This is a genomic window from Rhizobium sp. CECT 9324, from assembly GCF_918741265.1.
GTDB lineage: Bacteria > Pseudomonadota > Alphaproteobacteria > Rhizobiales > Rhizobiaceae > Allorhizobium.
Genome location: NZ_CAKKMZ010000001.1, coordinates 3,069,506 through 3,094,675 on the forward strand (window position 1 = coordinate 3,069,506; position 25,170 = coordinate 3,094,675).

23 protein-coding genes, 1 tRNA gene and 1 pseudogene are annotated in these 25,170 nt (G+C 60.7%); 15 read left to right on the plus strand and 10 right to left on the minus strand.

Annotated features, from left to right (window positions below):
• Nucleotides 1–101: 101 nt before the first annotated feature.
• Nucleotides 102–875 carry an N-formylglutamate amidohydrolase gene (locus tag LQ231_RS14955; RefSeq protein ID WP_230171908.1) on the minus strand — a complete coding sequence of 258 codons (774 nt, stop codon included), beginning with the start codon at nt 873–875 and terminating at the stop codon, nt 102–104.
• 177 nt (nt 876–1,052) lie between these two features.
• Here LQ231_RS14955 and LQ231_RS14960 point away from each other — a divergent pair, with 177 nt between their 5' ends.
• The 8 genes from LQ231_RS14960 to LQ231_RS14995 all read left to right on the plus strand — a co-directional run bounded on the left by LQ231_RS14960 (nt 1,053) and on the right by LQ231_RS14995 (nt 9,427).
• On the plus strand, nt 1,053–1,925 hold the full coding sequence (locus LQ231_RS14960; protein ID WP_230171909.1) for a MurR/RpiR family transcriptional regulator: 873 nt from the start codon (nt 1,053–1,055) through the stop codon (nt 1,923–1,925).
• Between the two features lie 140 nt (nt 1,926–2,065).
• Nucleotides 2,066–3,172 (plus strand): ABC transporter substrate-binding protein, encoded by a 1,107-nt coding sequence (locus tag LQ231_RS14965; protein ID WP_113141780.1) that lies wholly within the window; start codon nt 2,066–2,068, stop codon nt 3,170–3,172.
• 92 nt (nt 3,173–3,264) lie between these two features.
• Nucleotides 3,265–4,155, plus strand: a complete 891-nt coding sequence (locus LQ231_RS14970) for an ABC transporter permease subunit (protein WP_230171910.1) — start codon at nt 3,265–3,267, stop codon at nt 4,153–4,155.
• Complete coding sequence (locus LQ231_RS14975) at nt 4,152–4,934, plus strand: ABC transporter permease (RefSeq protein WP_230171911.1); 783 nt, start codon at nt 4,152–4,154, stop codon at nt 4,932–4,934. Before LQ231_RS14970 ends, LQ231_RS14975 begins: the two co-directional genes overlap by 4 nt.
• A gap of 13 nt (nt 4,935–4,947) precedes the next feature.
• Nucleotides 4,948–6,000, plus strand: a complete 1,053-nt coding sequence (locus tag LQ231_RS14980) for an ABC transporter ATP-binding protein (protein WP_230171912.1) — start codon at nt 4,948–4,950, stop codon at nt 5,998–6,000.
• 86 nt (nt 6,001–6,086) lie between these two features.
• Nucleotides 6,087–7,130, plus strand: a complete 1,044-nt coding sequence (locus LQ231_RS14985) for a zinc-dependent alcohol dehydrogenase family protein (protein WP_230171913.1) — start codon at nt 6,087–6,089, stop codon at nt 7,128–7,130.
• 169 nt (nt 7,131–7,299) lie between these two features.
• The gene (locus LQ231_RS14990; RefSeq protein ID WP_230171914.1) at nt 7,300–8,451 is read left to right on the plus strand and encodes a spermidine/putrescine ABC transporter substrate-binding protein; all 1,152 of its coding nucleotides are present in this window, start codon (nt 7,300–7,302) and stop codon (nt 8,449–8,451) included.
• Between the two features lie 97 nt (nt 8,452–8,548).
• The gene (locus LQ231_RS14995; RefSeq protein WP_230171915.1) at nt 8,549–9,427 is read left to right on the plus strand and encodes a protein phosphatase 2C domain-containing protein; all 879 of its coding nucleotides are present in this window, start codon (nt 8,549–8,551) and stop codon (nt 9,425–9,427) included.
• A gap of 245 nt (nt 9,428–9,672) precedes the next feature.
• Here the strand turns inward: LQ231_RS14995 and metH are convergent, their stop codons facing one another.
• Entirely contained in the window at nt 9,673–13,428 is a 3,756-nt protein-coding gene (gene metH, locus LQ231_RS15000) for a methionine synthase (RefSeq protein WP_230171916.1), read from the minus strand.
• A 160-nt stretch (nt 13,429–13,588) separates the two neighbouring features.
• On the opposite strand from metH, the gene LQ231_RS15005 reads away from it, so the two are divergent.
• A complete protein-coding gene (locus LQ231_RS15005) occupies nt 13,589–14,845 on the plus strand; it encodes an AGE family epimerase/isomerase (RefSeq protein WP_230171917.1) in 1,257 nt (418 codons plus the stop codon).
• A 76-nt stretch (nt 14,846–14,921) separates the two neighbouring features.
• Here LQ231_RS15005 and LQ231_RS15010 read toward each other — a convergent pair whose 3' ends face one another.
• Nucleotides 14,922–15,668 (minus strand): SIMPL domain-containing protein, encoded by a 747-nt coding sequence (locus LQ231_RS15010; protein ID WP_230171918.1) that lies wholly within the window; start codon nt 15,666–15,668, stop codon nt 14,922–14,924.
• A 207-nt stretch (nt 15,669–15,875) separates the two neighbouring features.
• Here LQ231_RS15010 and LQ231_RS15015 point away from each other — a divergent pair.
• Both LQ231_RS15015 and LQ231_RS15020 read left to right on the plus strand, forming a co-directional pair.
• A tRNA-Ile gene (locus LQ231_RS15015) sits at nt 15,876–15,951 on the plus strand.
• 236 nt (nt 15,952–16,187) lie between these two features.
• A complete protein-coding gene (locus tag LQ231_RS15020) occupies nt 16,188–17,855 on the plus strand; it encodes a phosphoethanolamine--lipid A transferase (protein ID WP_230171919.1) in 1,668 nt (555 codons plus the stop codon).
• Nucleotides 17,856–18,080: 225 nt separating this feature from the next.
• Here the strand turns inward: LQ231_RS15020 and LQ231_RS15025 are convergent, their stop codons facing one another.
• Entirely contained in the window at nt 18,081–18,623 is a 543-nt protein-coding gene (locus LQ231_RS15025; RefSeq protein WP_356636232.1) for a cytochrome b/b6 domain-containing protein, read from the minus strand.
• A gap of 3 nt (nt 18,624–18,626) precedes the next feature.
• Nucleotides 18,627–18,893 carry a PepSY domain-containing protein gene (locus tag LQ231_RS15030; protein ID WP_230171920.1) on the minus strand — a complete coding sequence of 89 codons (267 nt, stop codon included), beginning with the start codon at nt 18,891–18,893 and terminating at the stop codon, nt 18,627–18,629.
• A gap of 152 nt (nt 18,894–19,045) precedes the next feature.
• On the opposite strand from LQ231_RS15030, the gene LQ231_RS15035 reads away from it, so the two are divergent.
• The 3 genes and pseudogenes from LQ231_RS15035 (at nt 19,046) to LQ231_RS15045 (ending at nt 22,131) form a co-directional block, all read left to right on the plus strand.
• Nucleotides 19,046–19,714 carry a response regulator transcription factor gene (locus tag LQ231_RS15035; RefSeq protein WP_230171921.1) on the plus strand — a complete coding sequence of 223 codons (669 nt, stop codon included), beginning with the start codon at nt 19,046–19,048 and terminating at the stop codon, nt 19,712–19,714.
• Nucleotides 19,704–21,059, plus strand: coding sequence for an ATP-binding protein (locus LQ231_RS15040; RefSeq protein ID WP_230171922.1), 1,356 nt, complete (start codon nt 19,704–19,706; stop codon nt 21,057–21,059). The genes LQ231_RS15035 and LQ231_RS15040 overlap by 11 nt, the downstream gene beginning before the upstream one ends.
• 140 nt (nt 21,060–21,199) lie before the next feature.
• A pseudogene (locus tag LQ231_RS15045) lies at nt 21,200–22,131 on the plus strand (lytic transglycosylase domain-containing protein).
• Nucleotides 22,132–22,168: 37 nt separating this feature from the next.
• Here the strand turns inward: LQ231_RS15045 and LQ231_RS15050 are convergent.
• From LQ231_RS15050 to LQ231_RS15065, 4 genes are all read right to left on the minus strand, one after another.
• Nucleotides 22,169–22,510 (minus strand): ATPase inhibitor subunit zeta, encoded by a 342-nt coding sequence (locus LQ231_RS15050; RefSeq protein WP_230171923.1) that lies wholly within the window; start codon nt 22,508–22,510, stop codon nt 22,169–22,171.
• 29 nt (nt 22,511–22,539) lie between these two features.
• The gene (locus LQ231_RS15055) at nt 22,540–22,842 is read right to left on the minus strand and encodes a hypothetical protein (RefSeq protein ID WP_230171924.1); all 303 of its coding nucleotides are present in this window, start codon (nt 22,840–22,842) and stop codon (nt 22,540–22,542) included.
• Nucleotides 22,843–23,264: 422 nt separating this feature from the next.
• Nucleotides 23,265–23,645 (minus strand): hypothetical protein, encoded by a 381-nt coding sequence (locus LQ231_RS15060; RefSeq protein WP_230171925.1) that lies wholly within the window; start codon nt 23,643–23,645, stop codon nt 23,265–23,267.
• Nucleotides 23,646–23,790: 145 nt separating this feature from the next.
• Complete coding sequence (locus LQ231_RS15065; RefSeq protein WP_230171926.1) at nt 23,791–24,207, minus strand: secondary thiamine-phosphate synthase enzyme YjbQ; 417 nt, start codon at nt 24,205–24,207, stop codon at nt 23,791–23,793.
• A 112-nt stretch (nt 24,208–24,319) separates the two neighbouring features.
• Here LQ231_RS15065 and LQ231_RS15070 point away from each other — a divergent pair, with 112 nt between their 5' ends.
• On the plus strand, nt 24,320–24,772 hold the full coding sequence (locus LQ231_RS15070; protein WP_230171927.1) for a heme-degrading domain-containing protein: 453 nt from the start codon (nt 24,320–24,322) through the stop codon (nt 24,770–24,772).
• A 6-nt stretch (nt 24,773–24,778) separates the two neighbouring features.
• Here LQ231_RS15070 and LQ231_RS15075 read toward each other — a convergent pair whose 3' ends face one another.
• On the minus strand, nt 24,779–25,159 hold the full coding sequence (locus LQ231_RS15075) for a nuclear transport factor 2 family protein (protein WP_230171928.1): 381 nt from the start codon (nt 25,157–25,159) through the stop codon (nt 24,779–24,781).
• Between the last annotated feature and the right edge of the window lie 11 nt (nt 25,160–25,170).

The following is a 25,170-nucleotide window of genomic DNA, read 5'->3' on the forward strand; positions in this document are numbered from 1 at the left end:
GTTGACGATTGTCCGCGGAATTGCGGACAATTGACTATCTTTCAGTTCCACCACTGACGGGCGGAGGTTGCAGCTGAGCTGCTCCCCTTGGGGTCTTTTTATTATTTCTGGCAGGCCGTGATCGCGTTTTGGATCAGAACTGCCAGGTAATCGGCCACAACCCCTTGGCCGATATTATCTGCGATCAGGTCGTTGCGGACCTCGATCATGACGTTGAGATGCCCGTGCGGCAGGGCATGCAGTCTCAGGCTATGCGTGACGCCGTCGTCTGGTCCATAGGGCGCATTGCGCTCCACCCGGAACGGCCCACCCTCGGCCGCCTCCAGCATGCCATCGGCAAGCCGGCTGTCGCTATCGTGCAGGATGCCGATCTCGACCGCCCGCGGCTTGCCAAAATAGACCGGCGTAAAACTGTGGACCGTGACCAAGACACTCGAAAGACCTGCTGCTTCGCGTGCCACAAGCGTTGCGCTGATGCTGTCGTGAAACGGCACGTAAAGCGCTGCTGTCCGCGCATAGCGCTCGGCGGCCCCGAGGTCCCGGTTCCCCGGAATATCGTATATCTCGCTCTTTTCAGGCATTGCCGCCGGCGATTCCGGTGGACGATTGCAGTCGTAGATCAAACGCGAGAAACGCTGATGGATGAGCACAGCATCCAGCGTCTGCGACAACAGTCGCGAAACCGCCAACGCACCGGGGTCCCAGGCGATATGACTTTCCAGCGCTTCTGCCGGCAGGCCCAGATCCCCTGCCCGCTCCGGCAGCGCCAGACTTGCATGTTCGCAGACCAGCACAACCGGGCCGGACGCAGCGGAATTTTCCACTTCGACGGCTGCGCCGTCCGCCGGCGTCAGGATGTCGGGCCTTGAGAGCATGCTGATTTCCCCTGCGCCATTCGGCTGCATTTATTACGAAGAGAATTCTTCACGATTTACCCGCTGTCAATGGGAACTGAAGAAATCTCTTCAAAATAGCAATTGACACATTCCGGCCATAAAGGCTTAATCCTTCAAAAGCCGGCATAGATCGGCTTGAGGGGAGACTATCGGTCCTTGCTAAGTGCGTCCAAGACAGTGTCGGACGTGATCCATGCCCATTTCGATGGGCTGACACGCGCCGAACGGCAGCTGGCAGAAAGCCTGCTGGAAAATTACCCCGTATCCGGCCTCGGCAGCATCACCACTGTCGCCGAGAACGCTGGGGTATCGACGCCGACAGTGGCGCGCATGGTGCAGAAACTCGGCTACAAGGGTTATCCGGAGTTTCAGGCCCACCTGCACCAGGAATTGGAAGCCACGATCTCCAATCCGATCAACAAGCATGACCGCTGGGCAGCCAATGCCCCGAACCGGCATATTCTCAATCGCTTTGCCGAAGCCGTGATCAGCAATCTGCGCTCGTCACTGGGCGAACTCAGAACCTCGACCTTCGACGAAGCTGCTCGGCTGCTGGGCGACCGCAATCGCAGCCTGTATTTTGTCGGCGGTCGCATCACCGGCGCGCTGGCCGAGTATTTCTTTACCCATATGCAGGTCATCCGGCCGAAGACGACCCTGATGTCGTCGAATGCCAGCTCCTGGCCGCAGCATGTGCTCAACATGCAGGCCGGCGATGTGCTGATCATTTTCGACATCCGCCGCTACGAAGCCGACATGACCACCCTTGCGGAAGTGGCTAGAGCCAACGGCGTCGAGATCATCGTCTTTACCGACCAATGGATGTCGCCCGTCGCCCAGCATGCACGCAACTGTTTCAAGCTACACATCGAAGCACCATCCGCCTGGGATTCGTCCGTGGTGACGCTGTTCGTGGTGGAGGCGTTGATCGAAGCCGTGCAGAGCTCGTCCTGGGATGAGACGCGCGAACGCATGAATACCCTGGAAGGACTCTTCGAACAGGCGCGCCTGTTTCGAAAGCCCCGATAGGCAAACACGAGCATGGAGGAAATACTACCAATGTACGTGGGCGAAACGGTAAAGTCAGTCTGCCGTCGCCAACCGTCATACAACGATAATAATGCGCACCTAAGTGAACCGCATCGCTGCCAACTCAGAGGAGAATTCCAGTGATTACCAATTTCCGCAAAGCCCTGTCCCTTACGACGGCTATCGTGATGGCCAGCTCCGCCGTTGCCTATGCCGAACCGAGCGCCGAGCTCATCGAAGCCGCCAAGAAGGAAGGCATGCTGACCACCATCGCGCTGCCGCACGACTGGTGCGGTTACGGTGCGGTCATCGATGGCTTCAAGAAGAAGTATCCGGAGATCACCGTCAATGAACTGAACCCGGATGCAGGTTCGGCCGACGAAGTCGAAGCCATCAAGGCCAACAAGGACAACAAGGGCCCGCAGGCGCCTGACGTTGTCGACGTCGGTCTTGCTTTCGGCCCGCAGATGAAGGCCGAAGGCCTGCTGCAGCCTTACAAGGTCTCCACCTGGGACGAAATCCCGGCTGAAGTGAAGGACGCAGACGGCTTCTGGTACGGCGACTATTACGGCGTCATGTCGCTGCTGGTGAACAAGGACCTCGTGGCCAACACCCCGAAGGACTGGTCGGACCTGCTGAAGCCGGAATATGCCGGTCAGGTGGCACTCGCCGGTGACCCGCGCGCTTCCAACCAGGCCATCCTCGGTGTTCTCGCCGCCGGCCTCGCATCGGGCGCCAAGGCTGGCAAGGACGCTGGCGAAGCTGGCCTGAAATATTTCGGCGAGCTCAACAAGGCCGGCAACTTCGTTCCGGTCATCGGCAAGTCCGGCACGCTCGCTCAGGGTGCAACCCCGATCGTCGTCATGTGGGACTACAACGCCCTTGCTGCCAAGGACACGCTCGCCGGCAACCCGCCGGTTGAAGTCGTCGTTCCGGCATCGGGCGTTCTCGCCGGCGTCTACGTTCAGGGCATCTCGGCCTTCGCGCCGCACCCGAACGCTGCCAAGCTCTGGATGGAGTACCTCTATTCCGACGAAGGCCAGACCGCATGGCTCGCCGGCTATTGCCACCCGGCCCGCTTCAACGCCATGTCCAAGGCTGGCAAGATCCCGCAGGCCCTGCTCGACAAGCTGCCGCCGGCCGCTTCCTACGAGAAGGCCTACTTCCCGACACTGGAAGAAGTCGATGCCAACAAGGCTGCCGTCACCGGCGCCTGGGACAGCGTCGTTGGCGCCAACGTCCAGTAAGGCATAGCGCATGAAAGCCGCCCCGATCTTACGACCGGGGCGGCATTTGCATTTTATAGAAACCGCGACCACGCGGACGAAGGGCACCAGCAATGTCATCCCAACAGGTCAGTTCAGCTGCGCCCCCCGGGCCGCGCTTCCGCCTCCCCCTCCATTGGCTGGGCGTTCTGCCCTTTGCCGCCTTCACCGTCCTTTTCCTGATCATGCCGACGATGAAAATCGTCATTGGAGCCTTCCAGACCCCGGACGGCTCGCTGACGCTAGACAACATCCGCGGCTTGTTTACCCCGTCGATCATGTCGGCCTATCTGATTTCGATCAGGATCAGTCTTGCTAGCGCCATTCTCGGCTGCGCTATCGGCTTTGCCGTCGCTGCCGCCGTCGTGCTCGGAGGATTGCCGCAGTGGATCCGCGGGCCGCTTCTGACCTTTTCCGGCGTCGCCTCCAACTTCGCCGGCGTGCCGCTCGCCTTCGCCTTTCTGGCAACGCTTGGGCCTGTCGGACTGGTAACGGTCTTCCTCAAGACCCAGCTCGGCGTAGACCTGCGCATGCTCGGCTTCAACCTCCTGTCCTTCTGGGGCCTGACTCTGACCTATCTCTTCTTCCAGATCCCGCTGATGATCCTGATCATCACGCCGGCGCTGGACGGCCTGAAGAAAGAATGGCGCGAAGCAGCCTCGATCCTGGGCGCGACGAATGCGCAATACTGGCGCATGGTCGCCTTCCCGATCCTGCTGCCATCCTTCCTCGGCACGATGGCGCTGCTCTTCGCCAACGCCTTCGGCGCGGTCGCAACCGCCATCGCGCTGACCGGCTCATCGCTGAATATTGTACCGATTCTGCTGTTTGCCCAGATCCGCGGTGACGTTCTCGGCGATCCGCACCTTGGTTATGCACTTGCCTTCGGCATGATCGTCATCACCGGCGTGGCCAATGCACTTTATATCTGGCTGCGTGCCCGCAGCGAAAGGTGGCTGAAATGAAGCGTCTCTGGGCTTGGGGAGCCCTGGTTTTTGGCCTCCTCTACTTTTTCCTGCCGCTGATCGGCATGACCAACTTCTCGCTGAAGATGCGGCGCGGAGAATATTCCTTCGACGCCTATGCCAAGGTGCTGGCCGATCCGCGCTTCCAGGAAACCTTCTCCTATTCCGTCACCATGGCGCTGGTCACCATCCTGTTCGGCATCTTCCTCATCGTGCCGACCGCCTACTGGGTTCGCCTCAAGCTGCCCGGTCTTCGTCCCTACATCGAATTCGTCACGCTTCTGCCTCTGGTCATCCCGGCCATCGTCATCGTCTTCGGCTATATCCGCCTCTACAACACATCGAGCTGGCTGCCGCTCACCGGTTCCTCAATCGGTACTGATGTCCTGCTGATGTTCGGTTACGCCACCTTGTCTTTGCCCTACATGTACCGTGCCGTCGACACGGGTCTGCGCACCATTGATGTCGGCACCCTGACCGAGGCCGCCCAAAGCCTCGGCGCCGGCTGGTACACGATCATTTCCAAGATCATCCTGCCCAATGTGCTCGTCGCCGTCCTCTCGGGCGCCTTCCTGACCTTCGCCATCGTCATCGGCGAGTTCACCATGGCCGCCCTTCTCAACAAGCCGGCCTTCGGCCCCTACATGCAGTTGCTCGGCGCCAACCGCGCCTATGAACCTGCGGCCCTGGCGGTCATCGCCTTCGGCATCACCTGGGGTTGCCTTGGACTGATCCAGCTTGTTTCCCGTTTCCAGAAAACCGCGCCTCGCCAGGCCTGAGGACTGAACCTTCATGAGCTTTCTCACACTCACCAATCTGCAGAAATCCTTCGGTCCGACCAAAGTCGTTCACGACTTCAACATGGCGATTAACAAGGGCGAGTTCATCTCCTTCCTTGGGCCGTCGGGCTGCGGCAAGACGACGATCCTGCGCATGATCGCCGGCTTCGAGACCCCGAGCGGCGGCACGATCGAAATCGCCGGCAAGGATCAGACAAACCTGAAGCCGAACCAGCGCAATATCGGCATGGTCTTCCAGGCCTATGCGCTGTTTCCCAACATGAACGTCTTCGACAATGTCGCCTTCGGTCTGAAGATCGCCGGCATGGCAAAAACTGCCATCGAGGCGCGCGTCAGGGAAATGCTGGCCCTCATTCACCTCGACCATCTGGCCGAGCGTTATCCCTACCAGCTGTCAGGCGGCCAGCAGCAGCGCGTGGCGCTTGCCCGCGCGCTGGCCCCTAAGCCGCAAGTACTGCTGCTCGACGAACCGCTTTCCGCGTTGGACGCCAAGATCCGTGTGTCGCTGCGCGAGGAAATCCGCCATATCCAGCAGCAGCTCGGCATCACCACTGTCTTCGTCACCCATGACCAGGAAGAAGCGCTGTCGATCTCCGACCGCATCGTCGTCATGAATGCCGGCAAGGCCGACCAGATCGGCACGCCGTTCGAGATCTACAACCGTCCGACCACCCGCTTCGTCGCCTCTTTCGTCGGTACGCTGAATGTTCTCGAAGCCATCGTGACCGATCAGGCTGCGGGCCTGGTGAAGATCGGCGACAGCACGCTTTCGATCAGCGACGCTATCCCTGCGACCAACGGCTCACCCGTACAACTTGCCATGCGCCCCGAGGCCGGCTCTCTCGCAGGCGCCGACCAGGCGACCGTCAACGGCAAGGTGACCTCCAGCCAGTTCCTCGGCTCGGTCATCCGCACCCGTGTCGAAGTCGCAGGCAAGACGATCTCTTTCGACACGTTCAACGATCCCGGCACCAAGCCGCCCGTCGTCGGCGACCTGGTTGGCGTCAAGATCGACCCGTCGGGCCTGATCGTGCTTGCAGACTAGAACGCACGACATTACGGGTGCTAAGGACGTTTCGGCGCGCATTTTCGATGCGCGCCGAAATACATTCAGGCAGAGAGGACATACCGATGCGCGCGCTTTTCTATGAACGTTTCGGCGAAATACCGCAGGTCAGCATATTGCCCGACCCGACACCCTCTCCGTCCGGCGTCGTCGTCGCCGTCAAGGCGACAGGCCTCTGCCGCAGCGACTGGCATGGCTGGATGGGCCATGATCCCGATATCCGCCTGCCGCATGTCCCTGGCCATGAACTCGCAGGAACCATTGCAGCCATTGGCCGCGACGTGCGTCGCTTCAAGATCGGCGACAGGGTGACCGTGCCCTTCGTTTCCGGCTGCGGCCATTGCCACGAATGCCGGTCTGGCAACCAGCAGGTCTGCGAAGAGCAGTTCCAGCCTGGCTTCACCCATTGGGGTTCCTTCGCCGAATATGTCGCGATCGACTACGCCGACCAGAACCTCGTCCACTTGCCCGACGGCATGACCTATGAGACTGCGGCCAGCCTCGGTTGCCGCTTTGCCACGTCGTTCCGTGCCGTCGTCGATCAGGGACGCCTCAAGGGCGGCGAATGGCTTGCCGTGCATGGCTGCGGCGGTGTTGGCCTGTCGGCGATCATGATCGGCCATGCGCTCGGTGCCAATGTCGTCGCCATCGATATCGCCGAAGACAAGTTGGCACTCGCCCGCCAGCTCGGCGCCACAGTCGCGATCAACAGCCGCGAAGTGCCGGACCTCGTCGAGGCCGTGCGCGAGGCAACCGGCGGCGGCGCCCATGTCTCGGTGGATGCGCTCGGTCATCCGCAGACCTGCTTCCACTCGATCAGCAACCTGAGGCGGCGAGGACGCCATGTCCAGGTCGGCCTGATGCTCGGCGAGCACGCGACGCCCGCGATTCCCATGGCGCGCGTCATCGGCCACGAACTGGAAATCTACGGCAGCCACGGCATGCAGGCCTGGCGCTACGACGCCATGCTGGAGATGATCCAGTCGGGTAAACTCGCGCCGCAAAAGCTGATCGGCCGGCGTATCAGCCTTGATGATGCAGCACGGGCGCTGACCGAAATGGACAGCTTTAAGGACAGCGGCATCAGCATCATCGACCGTTTCGTTTGATCGGCCAGTCGCCTCTCCCATCCGGTCTTGCCGCTCGGCCAAAGCAGGCGGCGATACGGTAAAAGCCTTTCGACGTTTTGAACCCCGTTAATGCTTTTATGATGAATTGACGCAACGGAAGACAGTTTGAACGACGATCAGTGCGGCCATGACGAGGATCACAAGCGCTATGAGCATGCCGAGGCAGGGGCCGCCGATCGACCCAGACGGGTTCATCGATCAATGGATGCGATTGAAGCGCGGATCCGTTTCGCGGCGTCACTTCCTGCAGGTGACAGGCCTCGGTCTCGCAAGTCTCCTGTTCGGCGGCGGCGCAACCGGCTCGGCTCCAGCCAATGCGGGCACCCTCGGCAAAAGCGTCAGCATCGCAACCTGGCCGAACTATCACGACCCGGCAACATTCGAGCAGTTCTCACAGTTGCACGACATCGCCGTGAAGGTCGAGATCATCGGCTCCAACGAGGTGATGATGCAGCGCATGCAGACGCAGGCTGCGGCCTGGGACCTCATCGTGCCGACACAATACGCCCTCGCCCCCTATGCAAACCTGGGCTTGATCGAACCGCTTGATCTCTCCGCCTTGCCGAATTTTGATCCGGCCGCCAACCCCGAACGCTATCTCGCGCCGGCCATGTTTCACAGCAGGCTCCATGCGCTACCCAAGAATACCGGCACGACCGGTATCGCCTATAACCGACGCAGGCTTGATGACGTGACGAGTTGGCGCGGCTTCTTCGACACAGCCATGGGCGATGCTTCGGGCCGGACGATCGTTCAGGACTACCAGTTGACCACGATCGGTGCCGCGCTTGTCGCCCTCGGCTATGCCTTCAATTCGATCGAGCCTGACGCCCTTTCCAAGGCCGAGGACCTGCTGATGCAGGTGAAGCCGCATCTGCTGGCGATCGACAGCGACTATCAGCCGGCCATGCGTACCGGGGACGCCTGGCTCAGCATGTGCTGGAGCAACGACGCCGTGCAACTGGTCCGCGACATCGACGAGATCCGCTACCGTCTCGGATCGGATGGCGGCGAGATCTGGACCGACTACTATGCGATTCCGACCAGGACACAGAATAGACCGGCGGCCTATGCCTTGCTCAATCACCTGATGGATCCGAACGTTGCAGCGGTTGATCTTCTCGCCAGCGGCGGGGCGACCACAGACAACAGGGTGCTGGCGCTCTTGCCGGAGGAAATTGTCTCCGACAAGGTCATCTATCCCGACGAGGCCAGCTTGAGCGCGCTGGAATATGCAATTGCGGTCGTGCTCACCGATCCGAACCGCGCCGCCATCATGACCCGCTTCAAGGCAGCATGATAGAAACAGGATGCTGTTCGCCTTTGCGACAACAAGCGGCTGCGAATCTGGCACTCTTCCTGATGCCTTGCCATGATTTATGTCTGGACCTGACCCTATGAGCCTCCATCCCGCAATTTCGATCATCGAAGCCCTGTCCGACCCCGGCAAGGACGGCAGGCCGAACGAGGACCGTCTCGGCCACAATCAGCATGCCGCCTTCGTCTTCGATGGCGCAACCGGCCTGGGCGACCGGCAATTCATGCAGGATTATGGCTCCGATGCCGCCTGGATCGCCGAGTTCGGCGCCATGCAGCTTGAACAAAGACTGGATGCGACGACCGATCCCAGATCCATCCTGCGCGCCATCTCCGAAGATGCACGCCAGGCCTTCGAAGCCGTGGCCGGCGAGCAGCCACGTTACGCCTGGCCGCTCTGCAGCCTGACAGCTCTGCGTGCCACAGCGACCGGTTTCCAGTATTTCGGCCTCGGCGACAGCGCCCTCTACATCCTGCATGACGACGGACAAAGCGATTTTGTCATCCCGATCCCCGGCGCCTATGAATGGGAACAACACAGGGCGGCGCAGCATATTGCCCGCCTCGGCGGCATTGGCGCATCCGGCAGCGCCAATACCGACCCGACGACGCTCGAAGACCTGCGCAAGGGTCGCGCATTGCAGAACACGCCAAACGGCGCGACCTGGACCTTCGGCGTGGTGCCGGAGGCCGCCGATCATCTGTTCACCTGTGACGTTCCGGTGCATGGCGGCGGCGCGACCGCCATCCTGTGCTCCGACGGCCTCGCGGATCTGGTTGCCCTCTACAAGGCCTATGACCCCGGCTCGTTGATCCGCCGCGCCGCAACAGCGGGCCTGCGGTCGCTCGTCGAAGAATTGCGCCACTACGAACGGGTGGTTGATCCCGACGGTCTGCAATATCCCCGCTTCAAGCAGTCGGACGACACAACCGCCATCCTGCTCAGACTGACCACATGAGTGCTTTTTCGTTGCCTTATCAAATCGATACCTGAGCCACCTGAATCAATCCGGCAGCCCCCTGATTCAAAGCGTGAAGCAACATTACCCACTTCGCCTGCCGGCACCTTCTCCCCGCAGACGGGCAGAAGGGGGCAAGGCCGCAACGTCTCCATTTCTCCGATTGCGGGGAGAGTGGCAGGGTGAGGGGCAAGTCAGAGCAAGTTGAGGCGCAAGTCAGCGCCAGCGGTCCAAGCAAACCGCTATCACTCTGCCGCCTTCGGCACATAGTTCAGTACCGGTCCCAGCCAACGCTCGACGTCGCGAACATCCATGCCCTTGCGGCTGGCATAGTCTTCCACCTGGTCACGTTCGACCTTGGCCACACCGAAATAATAGCTTTCCGGCTGGCCGATATAGATGCCCGAAACCGATGAACCCGGCCACATGGCATAGCTTTCCGTCAGCGTCACGCCGGTTGCTTGCGTCGCATCCAGCAGCGAAAACAGCGTCGCCTTCTCCGTATGATCCGGCTGTGCCGGGTAGCCGGGCGCCGGGCGAATGCCGGCATATTCCTCGGCCACCAGTTGATCCGGAGAATATGCCTCATCCGCTGCATAGCCCCAGAATTCACGACGCACCCGCTCATGCATGCGCTCTGCAAAGGCCTCGGCAAACCGGTCGGCCAGCGCCTTCACCATGATCGACGAATAGTCGTCATTGGCCCTTTCGAAGCGCTCGGCAATCGCCACTTCCTCGATGCCAGCAGTCACGACAAAACCGCCGACATAGTCCGCGATGCCGGTGTCCAGCGGTGCGACGAAATCGCTGAGCGCGACATTCGGCCGCCCATCCCGCTTCGACAGCTGCTGGCGCAGGGTGAAGAACGTCGCGCGCTCCTCGGTCCGGCTGTCATCGGCATAAAGACGGATGTCGTCGCCGACAGAGTTGGCCGGCCAAAAGCCGATGACCGCCCGCGGACGGAACCAGTTTTCCGCAATGATCTTCTCCAGCATCGCTTGCGCATCGGCAAACAGCGCCCGCGCAGCCTCACCCTGTTTCTCGTCTTCGAGAATGGCCGGGTAACGGCCTTTCAGCTCCCAGGTCTGGAAGAACGGCGTCCAGTCGATGTATTTCGCCAGTTCCTCAAGGTCATAATCCTCGAAGACTTTCGTGCCGGTAAAGCTTGGCGTCGTCGGTGTGTAACCCGACCAGTCGATCTTGACCGGATTGGCACGCGCCCGCGTCAAAGGTAGCCGCTGCTTGTCGGCCTCGGCGCGCGCATGGGCATCCGCCACCTTGGCATATTCGCCGCGCAGGGTCTCGATCGTGCCGTCGCGCATGTCATCGGACAGAAGCGACGATACAACCCCGACCGCGCGGCTGGCATCGGTGACATAGACCGCCTGCCCCGCCTGATACTGCGGATGGATCTTCACGGCGGTGTGCACCCGGCTGGTCGTCGCGCCACCGATCAGCAACGGGATGTTGAAGCCCTGCCGCTGCATCTCGGCGGCCACATGGACCATCTCGTCGAGCGATGGCGTGATCAGGCCGGAGAGCCCGATGATATCGACCTTCTCGTCGATCGCTGTCTGCAGGATCTTGCTCGCCGGCACCATCACGCCGAGGTCGATGATCTCGTAGTTGTTGCAGGCGAGAACAACACCGACGATGTTCTTGCCGATGTCATGCACATCGCCCTTTACCGTCGCCATCAGCACCTTGCCGGCGGCCTGGCGTTCGCCACTGCCGCCGTTGAGGCGCTTTTCCTCTTCCATATGGGGCAACAGCACGGCAACCGCCTGCTTCATCACGCGCGCCGACTTGACCACCTGCGGCAGGAACATCTTGCCGGCGCCGAACAGGTCGCCGACCACGTTCATGCCGGCCATCAGCGGACCTTCGATGACATGCAGCGGCCGGGCTGCCCGCAGACGGGCTTCCTCGGTATCGGCGTCGATGAATTCGGTGATGCCGTTGACCAGCGCATGCTCCAGCCGCTTTTCAACCGGCTGCTCGCGCCAGGACATGTCCTGCACCCGCGCCTGTTTCTCGCCCGTGCCGCGATAGCGCTCGGCGATCTCCAGCAGACGCTCGGTGCCGTCAGCGCGACGGTTGAGCACCACGTCCTCGCAGGCCTCGCGCAGATCGGCATCGATACTCTCGTAAACCGCCAGCTGGCCGGCATTGACGATGCCCATGTCCATGCCCGCCTGGATGGCATGGTAGAGGAACACCGCATGCATGGCCTCGCGCACCGGCTCATTGCCGCGGAACGAGAACGACAGGTTCGACACGCCGCCCGAGATATGCACGAGCGGCATGCGCTCGCGGATCGTCCGTGTCGCCTCGATGAAGTCGACACCGTAATTGTTGTGCTCCTCGATGCCCGTCGCCACCGCAAAGATGTTCGGGTCGAAAATGATGTCTTCCGGCGGAAAGCCCGCTTCTTCGGTCAGGATCTTGTAGGCCCGCGAGCAGATCTCAACCTTGCGTTCATAGGTATCGGCCTGGCCCTGCTCGTCGAAGGCCATAACGACGACGGCTGCGCCATAATTGCGGATCAGCCGGCCCTGGGCGATGAAATTCTCCTCGCCTTCCTTCAGCGAGATTGAATTCACCACCGACTTGCCCTGAACGCATTTCAGGCCGCTTTCGATGATCTGGAACTTCGAACTGTCGATCATCACGGGAACGCGGGCGATATCCGGCTCGGCGGCGATCAGGTTGAGAAACTCGACCATCGCCTTTTCCGAATCGATCAGGCCTTCGTCCATGTTGATGTCGATGATCTGGGCGCCGTTCTCGACCTGGTCTCGCGCAACCACCAGCGCCGCCGAATAGTCGCCGGCGGTGATCAGCTTGCGGAACTTGGCCGAGCCGGTGACATTGGTGCGCTCGCCGACGTTGACGAAGGGAATGTCCTTGGTCAGCACGAAGGGCTCGAGGCCCGACAGCGACATGAACGGCCGGTGCTCAGCAGGCACCCGCGGTGCTTTGCCGGCAACCGCCTCCGAAATCGCCCGGATATGCTCCGGCGTCGAACCGCAGCAGCCGCCGACGACATTGACGATGCCCTCGTCGGCAAAACCGGCCACGAGAACTGCCATTTCCTCTGGGCTCTGGTCGTAGAGACCGAATTCGTTCGGCAGGCCGGCATTCGGATAGGCGGATATGAAGGTATCGGCGACACCCGACAGTTCCTGCAGATGCGGCCGCATCGCGTCCGCCCCAAGCGCACAGTTGAGACCGACGGCAAACGGCCGTGCATGCGAGATAGAATTCCAGAATGCGGACGGGGTCTGGCCTGACAGCGTGCGACCGGACAGGTCGGTGATTGTGCCGGAAATCATCACCGGCAGGCGGATGCCCTTGGCGGCAAACCGTTCCTCGCAGGCAAAGATCGCAGCCTTTGCGTTCAGCGTGTCGAAGATCGTCTCGATCAGGATGAGATCGGCCCCGCCGTCGATCAACCCGTCAATCTGCTCGCCATAGGCAAGCCGCAGATCATCAAAGGAAACCGCACGGTAGCCGGGATTGTTCACGTCCGGTGAAATCGAGGCCGTGCGGTTGGTCGGACCGATGGCGCCGGCGACAAAGCGGCGTTTGCCGTCCTCGCGCTCGGCCCTGAGGATAGCGCGGCGCACCGCATGCGCGCCTTCCTTGTTGAGGTCATAAACCGCACCTTCCATCTGGTAATCGGCCTGGGCGATGCGGGTCGAGGAAAAGGTATTGGTTTCGATGATATCCGCCCCCGCCATCGCATAGCGGAAATGGATGTCCTCAATCGCCTGCGGCTGCGACAGGATCAGGAGGTCGTTATTGCCCTGCTGGTGACAGGCACAGCCGATGAAGCGCTCGCCGCGGAAATCGTCCTCACCCAGGCCCAGTCCCTGGATCTCGGTGCCCATGGCGCCATCAAGCACCAGAATGCGCTCGCGCGCCGCCTGCTGCAGCGCGTTGAGAATTTCGGCTCCGTCCCGATTGGCGCCCTGGCGGCCGAACAGTGAATCGAGCATGAGCGAATTTCCTTATTTCAAATGCGACATGGGTCAGATCACATAAAGATATCTTTATGTCAACATGCCAATGCACTGTTGGCAATCGGCGTCCAGCGATGACAAGACCCCGCCGGATCGGCTATAGAGCTGAAAAGATTTAATTCCCGGGAGGACAAGCATGTCGGACGCCAACAAAACCCAGCCGCTCGCGCCGCTTTGGTCCGATCGCCCCTATCATCGGCGCTGGCTGCTGCAGCAGGCCGACGGCCTGTTCGATTTCTTCCAGACCGCCGCCATCAACCCGAAAGGCGGCTTCTACGACCTGACGCGCGACGGTAAGCCCTTAGCGACCGACAACCCTGCCCGCGGCATCCATGCCAGCGCCCGCATGGTCCATTGTTTTGCAATCGGCGACCTGCTTGGCCGTCCGGGCTCGGCCGATGTCGTCGATCACGGCATGCGCTATCTCTGGGAAAGGCATCGCGATGAGAAAAACGGCGGCTATTTCTGGCAGGCTGATGACACCGGCGCTGCCGACGCCTCCAAGCAGGGCTACGGCCACGCCTTTGTCCTGCTCGCCGCATCATCGGCCAAGACGATCGGCCATCCGCTCGCCGACCGCATGCTTGCAGATATCACCGAGGTGATCGAAACCCGCTTCTGGGAAGAAGCCCACGGTGCCATCGCCGAGGAGTTTTCCGCCGACTGGCAGCCCGTGCCCGGCTATCGCGGCCAGAACTCCAACATGCACCTGACCGAAGCCCTGATGGCCGCCTTCGAAGCGACCGGCGAGCGCCATTATCTCGACAAGGCGACAAGCATTGCCGATCTCCTGATCAACCGCCGCGCCCGCGAGGAAGCCTTCCGCGTCGCCGAACATTTCGACGAGCAATGGGTGGTCGACCGCACCTATTATCATGAAAACGAGATGTTTCGTCCCGCCGGCACCACGCCCGGCCACTGGCTGGAATGGGCAAGGCTTCTGATGCAGTTGTGGATCCTCGACGGCCAGCGCCATGACTGGATGCCGGAGGCAGCCCGCGGCCTGTTCTTTCAGTCCATGGCGCTCGGCTGGGACAAGGACAAGGGCGGCTTCTTCTATACGCTCGACTGGGCCAATATCCCGGAAAAGACCGCCAAGCTCTGGTGGCCACTCTGCGAGGGCGCCGGCGCCGCGCATTTCCTCAACCAGCACCAGGAAAGCGACTTCCACGAGGAGAGCTACCGCCGCATCTGGAACTACATTGCAGGCAACAGCCTCGACCGGCAATTCGGTGGCTGGCACGAGGAACTGACAGAGGACGGCACGCCCGCAAACAGCCTCTTCCCCGGCAAGGGCGATATCTATCACGCCCTGCAGGCCTGCCTGATCCCGCTTTTCCCGGCCGAAGGCAGCCTGACCAAAGTCATCCAGGAAAGCCCGCTCAAGGTCTGAGGCTTGGCGAATCCCTTCAAACGAGAAAGGCCGGAGGTTTCCCTCCGGCCTTTGCCATGGTCAATTGCGCCAGGATTTATTGCTCGAGCCCATAGGTGATGTTGACCGTCACCGTATAACGGTTCTCGCCGGCAGCCACCGGCATGGCCTCGTCCATGCGCTTGGCCATCGGCGCTGCAGCCGACATCATCATCGGCATCGGCCGGGCAAAATTCTCCGAAATGTCGATGACGCGGCCGACCTTGACGCCGGCGGCTTCCGACAATGTCTTTGCCTTGGCGGCGGCGTCAGCAACGGCCGCCTTGCGCGCGGCATCGATCGCCGCATCCGGATTGTCATTGGTAAAGACGATATTGCCGCCCTGGTTGACGCCGAGCGTCACCGCCTGGTCGATCAAGCCGCCGAGCTTGGCAAGATCGCGCACCCTGACGGTCAGCCCGTTCGACACGCTGTAGCCGACGATTTCCGGCGCCTCGAAGCCCGTGCCATCGGTCGGCTGCTGGCGATATTTCGGCTGGATCGAAAAATCCGTCGTCTGCATGTCCTTTTCGGCAATGCCCTGTTCCTTGAGGCTGGCAAGCACCTCGGCCATCGCCGCGCTATTGGCGCTCAGTGCCTCGCCGGCGGTCGCCGCATCGCGCACGACGCTCAGCGAAACCAGCGCCATGTCAGGCGCGATCGCGGCTTCGCCCTCGCCCGACACCATGATCGTCGCCTCCCGCCTCTCCGCCTCGGCAGCAAAGGCCGGCGCGAACGAAGTCAGCATGAAAGTCGTGCCCGAAAGCGCTGCAGCCAGGGCCAGAGCGCGTGTATGTCTCAGCATGTGGAATGTTTCCTTTTTTCCCGCGAATCCCGACCGCACGGCAGATATTGCTCTTCACGGCCCGGTTGAATGCCCTTCCAAGTCATTGATGACGCGGGATTGTGAAGCCATTGCGGCAAAGGCTTGTCGGTCCGAAGAATTTGCGTTAGAGCCTTCGCCACGGTGCGGGGTAACCATTGCCCGCCCGCCGGCACCACGTGCCGGGCTGGGCCTGTAGCTCAATGGTTAGAGCCGGCGGCTCATAACCGCTTGGTTGGGGGTTCGAGTCCCTCCGGGCCCACCATTTCGCATCACCCGCGCAACAATCCAACTTTGTCTATGAAGTCCAGCACAACCCGGCTGCACGGCAATATGCCCACTGTCAATTGGGAGCGCTGCATAGGGCTCGGTTGGACACTTTCCAATTGAATGCGGTTGCCATGCCGGGCGCGCCCAACGGTGTGGCCGCGTCTTCAGGTGGCTGTCAGCTTTCCTTGCCAGTGCATCGGAACGGGGATCCATGCACGAAAGGAAACGAGCTTGCTGAAAAAGCTTTTAACGCTGCGACCAAGCCTTCGCAGCGAATGGCTGAGCGTAGCCACGGCCGCTTATCTGCTCTTTTTCATGAATACGACATTCTGGCGCAAGTCGTCGGCCTATCTCGCTGGGCAGGATTTTGCCTTAAGCGCCCTGGCTGTTGGTCTTCTCGGCGCATTTGCAGCTATGACTGTGGCGTGTTCGGCCAAATATATGATCAAGCCGATCTTGATCCTGATGCTGTTTTCGGCATCGGCTTCTGCCTGGTTCATGGACAGCTTCGGCATCACGATCGATCGCGAAATGATCCGGAACGCCGTCGAGACAAACACAGCGGAAGCCGCACATCTGATCACCCCTGCCTTTGGCATGCATATGGTGGCCTATGCGCTTCTCCCGTCCATTTTGATTGTCTGGATCAAAGTTCTGCACAGGCCGATCCTGCGCAAACTCGGCGTAAACCTGCTCGTCGTGACAGCCTGCCTAGCCGCGTTTTCCAGCGTCGCGATCTTAAACAGCGGCACCTATATTTTCACCACCAGAGAGCATCGCGACTGGTTTCCCACCCTCAATCCGATCTTTCCGATCGGAAGCGCAGTCAGCTTTGCGCTCAAGGCATCCGGGGAGCAGAACATCGTCGTGGCGCCACTTGGTGCCGATGCGAAAGTCGAGGATCCTCTGTCCGGCCAGAACAGAAAACCCCGGGTCACGATCATCGTCGTCGGAGAAACGGCGCGTGCTGAGAATTTCCAGTTGGGAGGTTATGGGCGCGAAACCAACCCTGAACTGTCCAGGCAGGACATCGTGTATTTCAGCGACACGTCGAGCTGCGGCACGGCCACGGCCGTATCACTGCCGTGCATGTTCTCCGTCTATGGCCGCGCCCACTACTCGCATGCGAAAGCATTGGCGACCGAAAACCTGATGGATGTCCTCACCCATGCCGGGATCAAGACGGAATGGTGGGATAACAACACCGGTGACAAGAAGGTGGCGGATCGTATTCCGAAAAAGGAGCTGTTTCGCTCTAATGACAGGCGCTATTGCCAGAATGGTGAATGTCTCGACGACATCCTGCTTGCTGGGCTCGACGATTGGCTGGATGCGGTGGATACGGATGCGGTGCTGGTTCTGCATCAGCTCGGCAACCATGGGCCAGCCTATTATCTGCGTTACCCGGAAGCGTATCGGAAATTCACCCCTGATTGCCGAACCGTGGATTTCGAAGCCTGTTCGAAGGACATGATCGTCAATGCCTATGACAATGCCATTCTCTACACGGACCATATCATTGCGCAGGTCATCGAGAGGCTGAAGGCGCGTGAACAGGCCCTGGATGGCGCCATGATCTACATGTCCGACCATGGCGAATCGCTGGGGGAGAATGGCCTCTATCTCCATGGCGCACCGTATATGTTTGCACCGGATCAACAGACGAAAGTTCCGTTCGTCGTTTGGACAGCCCCCGCATTCGATCAGTCGATCGGGCTCGACAAAGCCTGCCTGGCAGGGAGCGCGCAAGCCCCGCACTCCCATGACAATCTGTTCCACAGTGTGCTCGGCCTGATGCAGGCAAAGACCAAGGCGTACAATTCCGAGCTGGATGTCTTTGCGGGTTGCACGAGCGGGCTCTCCGTCATGAAAAAGCAAAGTCAATTGGGGCGAGGCTAAACCACGATACGCCGCCAACGCCATCGGCGTTCGCGGCAGAGGCGGCACCACACGCCAAAGTCAGGATGCATATTTGAAGAGGTGCGCTGAAACCGGAACGCCACGATCGCGCGGCTGCGGCAGGGACAAGTGATGGCGAAACGCTGCAGCAAAGAGCAGCTTGCGTGGCATCAATTTGCAATACATCAGGACGCCGCATGGCAGCGGCGTCCTGTGGCGAGCGTGTCAGTGATCGATATCGCCGCTCACTGGCGCTCTTTTGCGACCGGTCACCATGGCCAGCGCGAGGTTTTCGCGGTGCCGGAAACTGGCATGGATGACGCCGGCAACATGCAACGCAATCGCCACAAGCAGTAGATCGGCAAGCGTTTCATGCACCTCTTCCACCCATTCCACGCCCCAATAGGCATCCGTCGTCTGAAGCCAACCGGTGTAGGCAACCGCGGCGACCATCAGCAGCAGCAACAAGACCATCGCCGCCCCCAGCGGATTGTGGCCCAGGTAGCGATGATCCCTGTGCCGCAGAACCGCGATCGCGTAGGCGGCGGTCTGCCTGGGCGAGCGCACGAATTGCGCAAACCGCGCATAACGATTGCCGACAGTGCCGAGCACCAACCGCACACCGACCAGGGCTGCGGCCGCATAACCTGAAAACTCGTGCAGGCTTTGCAATTCGTCCGCGGACACCCAGCACACGGCGATGCAACCGGCCAGTCCCCAGTGAAAGAGCCTGACCGGCATGTCCCAGACCTTGACCGGAACGGTCACCGATCAGTCCTCGATCTTCATGTCGACCGACTGGAAGGTGTGGGGATTGAAATATGCTTCGACCTTTTTTCCATCGGCATTGATCGCGTAGGCTTCGTAGCAGCCATCCTCGGTCTTGATCGAGCGGACTTTCCAGCCGTCACCTTCAAGCTTGGTCTGCAGCGCTTCGCGGGGCTGCCAGTCGGCCATGGGGACCGCACATTTTTCCGAGGCAAATGCCGCGCCGCTGAGGCCGGCGGACAGACAGATTGCAGCAGTTATCATTCGCATGGGACATTCCTTTTCTGTTTGGACCCGTCGACAAGGTGCAGAGTGAAGCTGACAGTGGCCTGAAGTCTGATCTGATCGCTTGCGGGCGCTTCAGCCGCCTGTCAGTTTTGCTAGCGATACGATGTGACGACTTAGGTTTGCGGGAGTTCGAGATGCGCGTGTTGTTGGTGGAGGATGACGAGACCCTGGGGGATGCTGTGAAGACCTATGTGCATCGCCAGGGGCATGCGGTCGACTGGGCGCTCACCCTGGACGACGCCTCAGCAAGCCTTGCTGCCGCCACCTACGACCTGATCCTGCTCGATCTGCGTCTGCCGGATGGCAGCGGCCTGGAAATCCTGACGGCACTCCGGACACGTCGCGACGCGACGCCCGTCATCATCATGACGGCACATGATCAGGTTTCCGACAGGATTGCCGGGTTGAACGCCGGTGCCGACGATTATCTGGTGAAGCCGGTCGATCTCGGGGAACTGCAGGCGCGTATCCATGCCGTCTCTCGTCGATACGGAACCCATCAATTGCCGACACTCAATCTGAACGGCTTTGCCATCTATTCGTCGGACCGACGCATCACCGATGACAAGGGTGCAGATGTGATGATCTCGTCTCGGGAATGGGCGGTGCTTGATCGTCTGATCGCGCGGCGAAAGGCCATTGTCTCCAAAGCGCAGATCGAGGAGGCACTCTACGAATTCGGCGCCGAGGTCGAGAGCAACACGGTTGAAGTCTATGTGAGCCGCTTGCGCCGCAAGCTCGGCAAGCAAGCCATTGAGACTGTCCGGGGCGTTGGCTACAGGATATCTTCCGATGCGCATTGATCGACACAGTCTGTCAGGACAACTCGTCGTCTCCATCTCCCTCGTGCTGTCGGCCTTGTGGATCCTCGGCGTTGCCCTCGCCATTCACATCATGCGCGGCGAATTCGACGAAGTCTTCGACAGTGCGCTGCAGGAAACGACGGAACGCCTTGCGCCCCTCGTCGTCGACGACTTTTTCCACCGCGAAACACGCAGCGGCCCCTACCAGATTGCCGATCAGAGCGGCGGCAACACAGACGGATACCTGACATATCAGGTGCGAGACCCGTCCGGTCGCGTACTGGTGCATTCACACAACGTCAATTCAGTCGGCTACGCCGCCCCTCTTCAACCTGGGTTTTGGAGCGGCGACGGCAAGCGGATCTTCACTTTAGCCACGGTCAGCAACAGCTTGTTCATCCAGGTCGCCGATTCTCTCGATCACCGCCGGGAGGCAACGCTTGAAAGCGCGCTCGCGTTGTCGATGCCAATCCTCTTGCTTCTGCCGCTTGGCATGCTCGCCACGTGGGGGATCGTGGTTCGCGCAACCCGGCCGATCGGCGCACTCAGCGATGCGATCAGCGAGCGCGACGGGGCGAACCTCGATCCGATCGCCATCAAGGGACTGCCGACCGAGATCGCCACCATTCCACATTCTGTCAACACGCTTCTGGATCGGCTGAAATTGGCATTCCAGGCGGAAAGGGATCTTGCGGCCAATGCAGCCCATGAACTCAGGACCCCACTGGCGGGAGCGCTCGCTCAGACTGAACTTCTCGCTGATCAGCTCGACCGAAAGACCGACAAGGCGCGGGCCCACCGTGTCTTGGATGTGCTCCGCCGACTGTCACTCACCCTCGAAAAGCTGCTTCAATTGTCCCGAGCGGATGCCGGTATCGGTGTGTCTGAAACGCCTGTCGATCTGTCGGCTCTGGTCGATCTCATCGTTCGAGAGTTCCGCAGGGCGAATGCAACGACAGCAGTCGACATTGTGTGGCACGGCGACGTGCAACCAATCTCGCGAATGATTGACCCGGATGCATTTGCCATCGCCTTCAAGAATCTCCTTGAAAACGCCATGCGGTATGGCCGGCCCGATCGACCGATCACTGTTACCCTCTGTGCAGCCGGTTGGATCTCCGTGCGCAATCATGCGGCCGGAGCGCTGGATCCGGACATCAACGTCTACCGGCAGAGGTTCAAGCGCGGAAGCGTGACCGTTCCCGGTTCCGGTCTTGGTTTGCCCATCGTCGACAAACTCATTCAGCAGATGAACGGTACGATGGAGCTTCGCGCGGTTCCGGCAGAAGACAGCCAGATGGTCTTTGAGTGTCAGCTCAGTTTCCTGCCAAACACCGGACCTTAAATACGCCCGGCTTATCGCGGCTTTGACGAGTGTCACGCGCAAACCGCGTAATACCCCGCCAACGTTGCGCGCCAACCCCCACAGGCGTTAGCATGCGGCATCGGGCGTTGAGCGCAATCGGCCAAAGGGTGAGGTTTGGAATGGGCAAGAGCCAAAGATCTCGTTCAAGGTTTGCCGCCGTCCTGCTGCCTGCTTTTGCGGTGATCGCGCCATACGACCCGGCGGCGGCTGCCGTGGTTCGGGAACCGCCCTCCTGCCTGTACGAACGCAAGGACGGCGCGGCGTCGCTCTGCATAGGTCAGGAAACATTCAACGTCGATCTGTGCCGCACGATCGGCCACTTCGCCGAAGTCCACGGCGTGCCGGCGGCATTTTTCGCCGTCTCATCTGGCGCGAGAGCCTGTTTCGCCCCGAGGCGATCAGCCCGAAGGGAGCGGAGGGCATCGCTCAATTCATGCCGGACACCGCAAGGCGACGCGGCCTTGGCAATACCTTTGACGTGATTGAATCCCTGGACACGTCGGCGGCCTATCTGAAAGCACTGGAAACCCGGTTCGGCAATTTCGGCTTTGCCGCAGCCGCCTACAATGCCGGAGAGAACGGGTTCGCCCGTTTTCTGTCCAAAGGACGGTTGCCGATCGAGACGCGGGATTATGTTTTTGCGATTACCGGCAACATTGTCGAGACATGGCGGGACGCCCCACCCGATGTCGCAGCGCCGGAACTGGATGAAGCGCTGCCGTTTCAGGAAGCCTGCACGATGCTGGCCGAGACACGACGGATGAACGAGCCCGTTCTTGCCGGATCCGCCGACTGGGCGCCTTGGGGCGTCCAGCTCGCAGCGCATTATCGCCCTTCCGTTGTCGATCACCTGTTCAGACGCGCGATCGGCGGGCTTCCGGCTCCGCTCAATGCGGAGCGTGCCCTGATCGTCCGGCAGCGCGGCGGAAATTTCGGATATCGAACGCGTTATGCGGCCAGGATCGGACGGGAAACCCGCGAGGAGGCCACCAAACTCTGCGCTGCCATCCGGGCTGCGGCCGTGTCCTGCACGGTCTTCCGCAACCGATGAGCCGGCAGTCCGGTGACCGCGACTGAACCGAAATCCCTTACTCGGTACAGCCTGTATCCTTCAGCGCCTGGACATGAAAGCGCCTGAGCGCGGCCTCGATGTCGGCCTTGCTGAATTTGTGACCGGCAAGCGACAGATCGCGTGATAGCCGGGCAATCACATCACTGTCACCGGCGACAGCATGATCCACCTCATGCAGGTCACGCGCATAACGACCGAGATCATCGCCGACAAAGCCGATCAGAGAGCCTGCCCAGTAACCAGCGAGCAGGTTGCGGCGGGCACGTATGCCATCGAGCCCCTCTCCTTCCTGATGCCCAGCTTGAAGGCCGGGCTGGGTGCGGTCACTCGTTTTCTTCGTATCATCAGTCACGATCATGACGGTCTCCTCCTTTTGATCGGTGGCCATCAGCTTGAAGCCTCCGTGCCGGTCAGAAACGTCGCCAGCGGCACACAGGCTGGATTGCTCGCATCAAGCAGTTCGGCCGTGCTCTTCCAACCGGTCGCGACAGAAACGACTGTGCTTCCCGCCCACCAGACATCGTCGCCGGCACGGCTAATCAGGATTGGCGCGGTGGTGGCGAGACAATCGCTCGCCTGGCTCACCACTTCGACCGAGGCACCGGCCCGATCGAGCCGCGACAATATGTCGGCTTGTACAGGTTCGACGACAAAGGTGGCAAAAAGAGAGGCGATGAATTCGGAGATCATCGCACCATCCCCTTGAAGCGCTGTTCAAAGCCCGACAGTCGGGTGGCAGATGCCACACGCGGTCCAGGCTGTCCCGGGCGCGGATCGCAGCCCATGGATTGGGAGAAACGGCCGGGGCCGATCGGGGCGGAATACGGGTGTTGCAAGGTCTGGTCCTCTGGCCGGCAAGCGTGTCGAAAAACGGTCCGACATCGCAAGAGCGCCGGACGGCTCTTACCAGAGGGGCCCGGACCAGCGGGTTGGCCCGTAGATGGGAAGCGATTCGGGCGGCTTCAAGGCGGATGGCGGCGATGAAACGAAAAACGGACCATGCACTACGGATCTTGTCGCGCCGGTTGATACATGGCCCGGGCGGTGGGAGAGCGAGGTGGCGGATCGGCCGTCAGCCGATGCCGCCTTTCCTCGGCCGCAAATCGCTGGCCTCAGTAACGAATGACCGGGCAACCACGCACATTGGCAAAGACCATTCGGTCGAAGTCACCACGGCGGACACCCTCGACCACGACCCGGCGCGGCGTGATATCCATGATCCGTGCCCGGCGCAGGCCACTCCACTGCGCCTTTTCAACAGCCTGGTTCGGGCGGCAGTCGCCACGTCCCCGACCACGACCGTCACGATCATGGCCACGGGGGCCGCGGTCCCAATGACGCGGGCCATCGCGGTAGTCGACACCGTAGGCAGGGCCGCCGATATAGATGCCAAAGCTGTCGGCCGAAGCCGTGGTTGCAGTGGCAGCAAGGCCGGTCACGGCCGTGACAGATACGAGGGCGGCGATACCCAGCTTGCGAAGCATATCGATCATGTTTCTCTCCTCTTAGAGTTCCGGGCGTCTGGCCCTTGGATGCATCCCGCTTTTGCGAGCGATTGAGGAGAGAGTAGTTCTCGTCGGCTGAACGCAATCCGAAGCCGGCATTCAGCCGGCATTCATGCAAATCACGACGTGAACTTCAAAGATGCAGAACGATCTGGCGCCGATGCGGATGATCGCGGTGCTCGAAGAGATAGATGCCCTGCCAGGTGCCGAGCAGGAGCCGGCCGTCTGCAAAGGGAATGCCGAGCGACACCGGCAACAGCGCTGCCTTGATATGGGCCGGCATGTCGTCTGGTCCCTCGTCGCGGTGGATGAGGTAGTCCATCGACGGATCGCTCGTCGGCGGTACCAGGCGACGAAAAAACGCCTTGAGATCAACCTGCACGGAGGGGTCGGCATTCTCCTGAATCAACAGCGAACAGGAGGTGTGCCGGACGAATACCGTCAACATGCCATCCACCGCGCCCTCGTCGCGCAGGAAACCCGCTGCCTTCTCGGTAAATTCGTAGAGACCCTGTCCGCGTGTCGTTATCTCGATTCGACCGATTGCCAATCCTGCCTCCTACTGTTGACTCTATTGCTTTTGGTGCGGGACAAAGCCGATCTGCAGCTTGGCGGCACCATCCTCTCCCGCTAGTCTCTGCAAAACGCCGGAGGAAAGAACCATGAGCCTGCTCGACACGCTGGAAAAACAGGAAAACCAGCTGATCTTCAAGACATTCAATGAAATAACAGCCGTGCAGATCGGCCAAGCGCTGGTCAAGCAGGCGCTCGCCGAAAAGGCCCCGGTTGTCATCGACATCCGCACGCCGGATCGCACGCTGTTTCATGCCGCCCTGCCCGGCTCATCCCCCGACAACGACCACTGGGCGCGTCGAAAGAGCAATGTCACGCTGCGCTTCCACAAGGCATCGATGCGCGTCGGCGAGATCAACCGCAGCAAGGATCGCGGCATTACGCCCGATCTCGGCCTTGATCCTCTGGACTATGCCGACCATGGCGGCAGTTTTCCGGTCCGCATCAACAGTCTGGTTGTCGCCGCCATCACCGTCTCCGGCCTGAAATCTCAGGAAGATCATGACATGATCGTCAAGGTACTCGAAGAATACCTCGCCTGAGCAAACTTACGGTCTGATCGCGGCAAACAGGCTCATCCGATTGAAAAGCTCGCCCTCGCGCGACAATATCAAAACGGCGGGAAGCGAATACGGGCCACCGTCAACGCCGTTTTCGGCGTCGACACCGCGCCGATCGCGACCCTTCAATGTGCATTCGACAGCGCCGCGCGTTTCCGCGGAGTCAGTCATGACCAGCATGTCGGCCAAGGACAGGTCATGCCGCAAAATATAGGCAGACAGCGTGTCGCGGAACGAAGCAAGGCCGATGACCCGAATGCCATCCGGCAGATCGAGTACCGCTTCCTCCTCGAAGGCGCCGGTCACGCCGTCGAAATCACGACGGTTGAGCGCCTCGATCAAGGCAAGGGTCTGATCTCTCAGGGACATGGGCAGCTCCT